Annotated in this window: 5 protein-coding genes; 3 read left to right on the top strand and 2 right to left on the bottom strand. The window is 47.4% G+C overall.

Annotated features, from left to right (window positions below; all coding sequences use genetic code 11):
* Nucleotides 1–164: 164 nt before the first annotated feature.
* On the bottom strand, nt 165–653 hold the full coding sequence (locus SSCH_RS05920) for a hydrolase (protein WP_044664667.1): 489 nt from the start codon (nt 651–653) through the stop codon (nt 165–167).
* A gap of 382 nt (nt 654–1035) precedes the next feature.
* Here SSCH_RS05920 and SSCH_RS05925 point away from each other — a divergent pair, with 382 nt between their 5' ends.
* Nucleotides 1036–1815, top strand: a complete 780-nt coding sequence (locus SSCH_RS05925) for a polysaccharide deacetylase family protein (RefSeq protein ID WP_052835379.1) — start codon at nt 1036–1038, stop codon at nt 1813–1815.
* Here SSCH_RS05925 and SSCH_RS05930 read toward each other — a convergent pair.
* The gene (locus SSCH_RS05930) at nt 1812–2366 is read right to left on the bottom strand and encodes a pyruvate kinase alpha/beta domain-containing protein (protein WP_044664668.1); all 555 of its coding nucleotides are present in this window, start codon (nt 2364–2366) and stop codon (nt 1812–1814) included. The two genes, SSCH_RS05925 and SSCH_RS05930, sit on opposite strands and share 4 nt — an antisense overlap.
* A gap of 479 nt (nt 2367–2845) precedes the next feature.
* Between SSCH_RS05930 and SSCH_RS05935 the strand changes: the two genes are divergently transcribed.
* A complete protein-coding gene (locus SSCH_RS05935; protein ID WP_052835380.1) occupies nt 2846–3757 on the top strand; it encodes an MATE family efflux transporter in 912 nt (303 codons plus the stop codon).
* Nucleotides 3726–4001, top strand: coding sequence for an MATE family efflux transporter (locus SSCH_RS16375; protein ID WP_198142199.1), 276 nt, complete (start codon nt 3726–3728; stop codon nt 3999–4001). Before SSCH_RS05935 ends, SSCH_RS16375 begins: the two co-directional genes overlap by 32 nt.
* Nucleotides 4002–4161: the final 160 nt, after the last annotated feature.

Genomic DNA, 4161 nt, shown 5'->3' on the forward strand with positions numbered 1-4161 from the left:
ATTATTAGTCACTACAATTGAAATGAAGATGCTAATAAAATACTAATGATAAATAATACAAATGAAGGGGCCACTTGTCAATACTTTTTTACTTCATTATACCCAAAATTTTTTGAAAACACGCATTTTTTTATGGAAAATCGGGGTGGTTTACATAAAGTGGATCAATGGAGGTGAGCAATGACGATGGTTTGGTTTCCTTTTTCTCTCACACAGGAGGGGCAGGTGATCAGGCAGAGGTAAAGTCCCTGTACACTTTCACCTTTTTTCTTGAGATCACGTGTCAGCTTATCTATATCTTTCCCCATCCGCATTAGAGGGGCTTGAGCGACCCGAGAATAAAATCTGCCTTGCAATTCCAGGCAGGAGGGGTCCTGTTTGCGGCGTTCCTTGCCTTTTAATGGCTGTATTTCTACAAGAATTTCTCCCCGAAAGAGGCCGCTTTTCAATAGAATCACAGCATTCTCTTTGATGATATACCCTTTGCTGCGGGCCTCGACCATAGCGAGGGCAATGTCTTCATGGTAGGAAAAGGGCTCGTGAAAAGCCATGCGTGTGGTAACTCGATAAAAAAAACGGGGTTTTTCCCAGCAGTGTTCCTTTTCGTGCCAGTCCTCGGGATTGATCTTCTGACAGTGACAGTGCTCGATCATTCCCATCATCTCCCATAGGCGTTCTCATTATTATACCTTAGCTAGTTAATTCTGCAAAAAAAGTTTGTCTCCTGCTGCTGTTATAATTTACCTTGTGAATAATATGCAGTCATTCGAAAAAAGCGGCTATTTATATGGGCATCAGTTCCCCGATTTGCTGTCAATTTTCCGAAAACAGAGGTGGGGGAATATTGCGCAAACGCCGGTAGGTTTAGTTTCTGCAAACTTTTGGTCTGTAACATCCAGGGCAGTCCTTAACGTGTCAGCTTTTTTGCTACGTAATAAAAGGGTCGTTTCTTTGTCACGTAGTTTGTCAAGGGAGCATGAATAATCGAGGCGCGGAATAAAATACTCTTGAGGATGATTAGGAGGTGAGTATCCAGTGAAAATTATTTTATTGCGATATCGTAGGCTGTTGATCTGGGGTGCGTGTTTCATTTTTTTGGCTGGTGTTTTTGTGCTGTCGGGGCTGTATAATCAGGTTTCAGGGGTGTTCAACAGCGGTAAACGGGAGGTGCCCATCTATGCGGTTGATATGAAGGAAAAGAAGTTGGCCATTTCCTTTGATGCCGCCTGGGGGGCTGACTGCACACCGACACTTTTAAAAATATTAAAGGAAAATAACATCAAGACAACTTTTTTCCTTACAGGTATCTGGGTAAAAGAGTACCCGGAGATGGTTAAAGCCATTGCTGATGCCGGACATGAACTGGGGAATCATTCGTTAACACATCCTCATTGCAACACCCTCTCAGAAGAGGAATTCATTAAAGAGTTAAAGGATAATGAAGAGATGATCTACAAGCTCACCAAAAAACGCACCCGCCTCTTCCGGCCGCCCTTTGGGGAGTATGACAACAACAACATCAAGGCCGCACGCAAGAATGGGTATGAGGTGATCCAGTGGAGTGTGGATTCCCTGGACTGGCAGGAATTGGGGACAGAGGCTGTTGTTGACCGCATCCTGAAAAACGCCCACCCAGGAGCGATCATGCTCTTTCATAACAATGCCAAGTACACCCCGGAGGCGCTCCCCATTATCCTGAAAAAGCTTAAAGAGGATGGCTATAAAATTGTGCCCGTTTCTGATCTGCTGATTAAAGGGGATTATTACGTCGAACGGCACAGCGGGATACAGAAGAAAGCCGCAGGGAGCAACTAAAACTCCCTGGGCTTGCAGATGATCTCTTTGATCTTGGTATCAAAAAAATTGTTGGAGTGGGCCGGGGTAATCACCAGTGCTGTATCTGCACCGGTTCCCGATCCACCGACAGCTATAATCTCTCTGCCATAAGGGATCAGCCCGGCATCAAGAGCCATTCCTGAGATCTCCACACAGACCTTAACACCTTGGCCCAACATGCGCAGTGTCTGGGCAATGATCTCCGCGGGGTAGACACCTCCGAACTTAATGCGGAGCGCCCTATCCAGACCCGCCATCAGATGGGTTGTCGTCAGTATATGTACACCTTTTTCCGAAAGCTTCTGTCTGGTTTCAGCCGGCATCTCGTCATCACCGGGGGACATAAATCCAACATGATGAGTGACACAGATAACTTCTAATCCCTGATCAAGAAAGTGTTCCGCTGTTGCACCGCTGTTTGATGCGACGACAATATGGTTGATCTTAAGCTCCCTGGCTCTTTGAGTAGCTAATTTGGATACAGCTTCTGTGTTAGCCGGTCCTTTCTGCTCCCAATACAAAACTTTCACTCTCCTTTAAACCGGCAAAATGCCGGTACTTTCTTTTGCTACCTGTATTTTACCAGAAAAACTGAGCATAGCAAAATAGCTGGTTGGTCGTTGGTGGTTAGTCGTTGGAAAAGGATATGCTGCAAGGGGGACTGTCCCCGGTGCACGCGCCCCGATACGCGTCAGTGCATCCGTTGTTGGGGAAAAGGGTTAAAAAGGTGACAGTCACCAAAAAGGGTGACTTGTATAGACAACTACGTCAAAAAGGTGCCTGTCACCAAAAGGGGTGACTTGTATAGACAACTATCTCGAAAAGGTGCCTGTCACCAAAAAGTCACCAAAAAGGCACGCAAATGAAAGTGGATCAGGAGAACCGTCCCCGTGATCCGTCCCCGTGATCCAAATTTATTTTGGGGGAAGGAGGATGATGACTGGGGAACCAAGAATAAGAAAGATAAACCAGATTAAATGCATTCCAGGTATTATCAGGAGATACTGCTATGATTAGACGCAAGATTCTTTCTTTGGCCTGGCCGGCAGTCTGCGAAATGATGCTCTATATGCTGCTTGATTTTGTGGATGTTGCCTTTGTCGGCCGCTTGGGAGCACAGTCTCTGGCTGCGGTGGGTCTGGGCGCACAGATCTATTTTTCTATATTATTTATATTTTGCGCCCTGTCGGCTGGGGCGACTGCTCTCATCGCCAGAGCTGTCGGAGCCAAGGATCCGGAGAAGGCTGGCAAAACAGCGGGGCATGCTCTTTCGCTGGCTGTTCTGATAGGGATCGCGGTAACTGTGAGTGTTTATCTTTTTACTGATGTTGTTGTTGGACTTTTTCGTTTTGAAGCCGGTGTGCGGCAGCTTGCTGCTGTCTATATCAAAACCACCGGTTCTGTTGCTGCTTTTGGTATGGTGCTTTTCATCAGCAACGGCATTTTTCGGGGCGCTGGGCTGACGAAAATTCCTTTTTATATAGCGGCTCTGACCAATGTGGTGAATATCGCCGGAGATTATGTATTGATTTTCGGTAAATGCGGCTTTCCGGCTCTTGGAGTGCGCGGAGCAGCTATAGCAACTGCCTCAGCACAGGTCACAGGTTGTGTTGTTATGGTTGTTCTGTTGATTTCAGGGGCAACCATGGTGCGGGTTCGCCCTGGCTACTTCTTTCGCTTTAGGGATAGAGAACTGACAGGTGTAATTCTTAAACTCAGCGCACCGGCAGGAATTGAAGAGGCCGTGATGAATCTGGGAAGACTCCTAGGCAGCTTTATGCTCGCCGGGCTGGGGACAGTACCCTTTGCTGCCCATCAGGTTATCTTAACTGCAGAATCACTCTCCTATATGCCAGGTTTACGGTTTTGCGGTTGCTGCTACCAGTCTTGTGGGACAGAATCTCGGTGCACGCAAACCTAAACGAGCCTACCAACATGGTATGATAGCGGCCAGGCTTGCTCTAATGGTAATGGGTGTCATTGCTCTTGTTTTTTTGGTTTTTCCCTCCGTTATCATCCGGATTTTTACCAGTGACCCACAGGTGGTGGGTCTGGGGGCTCTTTGCCTGCGCATCGCTGCAATCGAGCAGCCGGCCATTGCTCTAGAGATGGTGCTGGCCGGAGCACTGGCGGGGTGCAGGGGATACACCGCACCCCGGCAATGATCACTACCCTTTGTACCTGGCTGCTGCGCATACCCCTCATTGTATCTTTCAATTTATTCGTTTTCCACTGGGGCTTACTGCCATCTGGATCATAACTGTGATCGATTGGGTGGTACGAGCTATCACGTTGTTATCGTACGGTTTCGCCGCGGGAAGTGGC

It is taken from the genome of Syntrophaceticus schinkii (assembly GCF_000946815.1).
GTDB classification, from domain to species: Bacteria; Bacillota; DSM-12270; order Thermacetogeniales; family Thermacetogeniaceae; genus Syntrophaceticus; species Syntrophaceticus schinkii.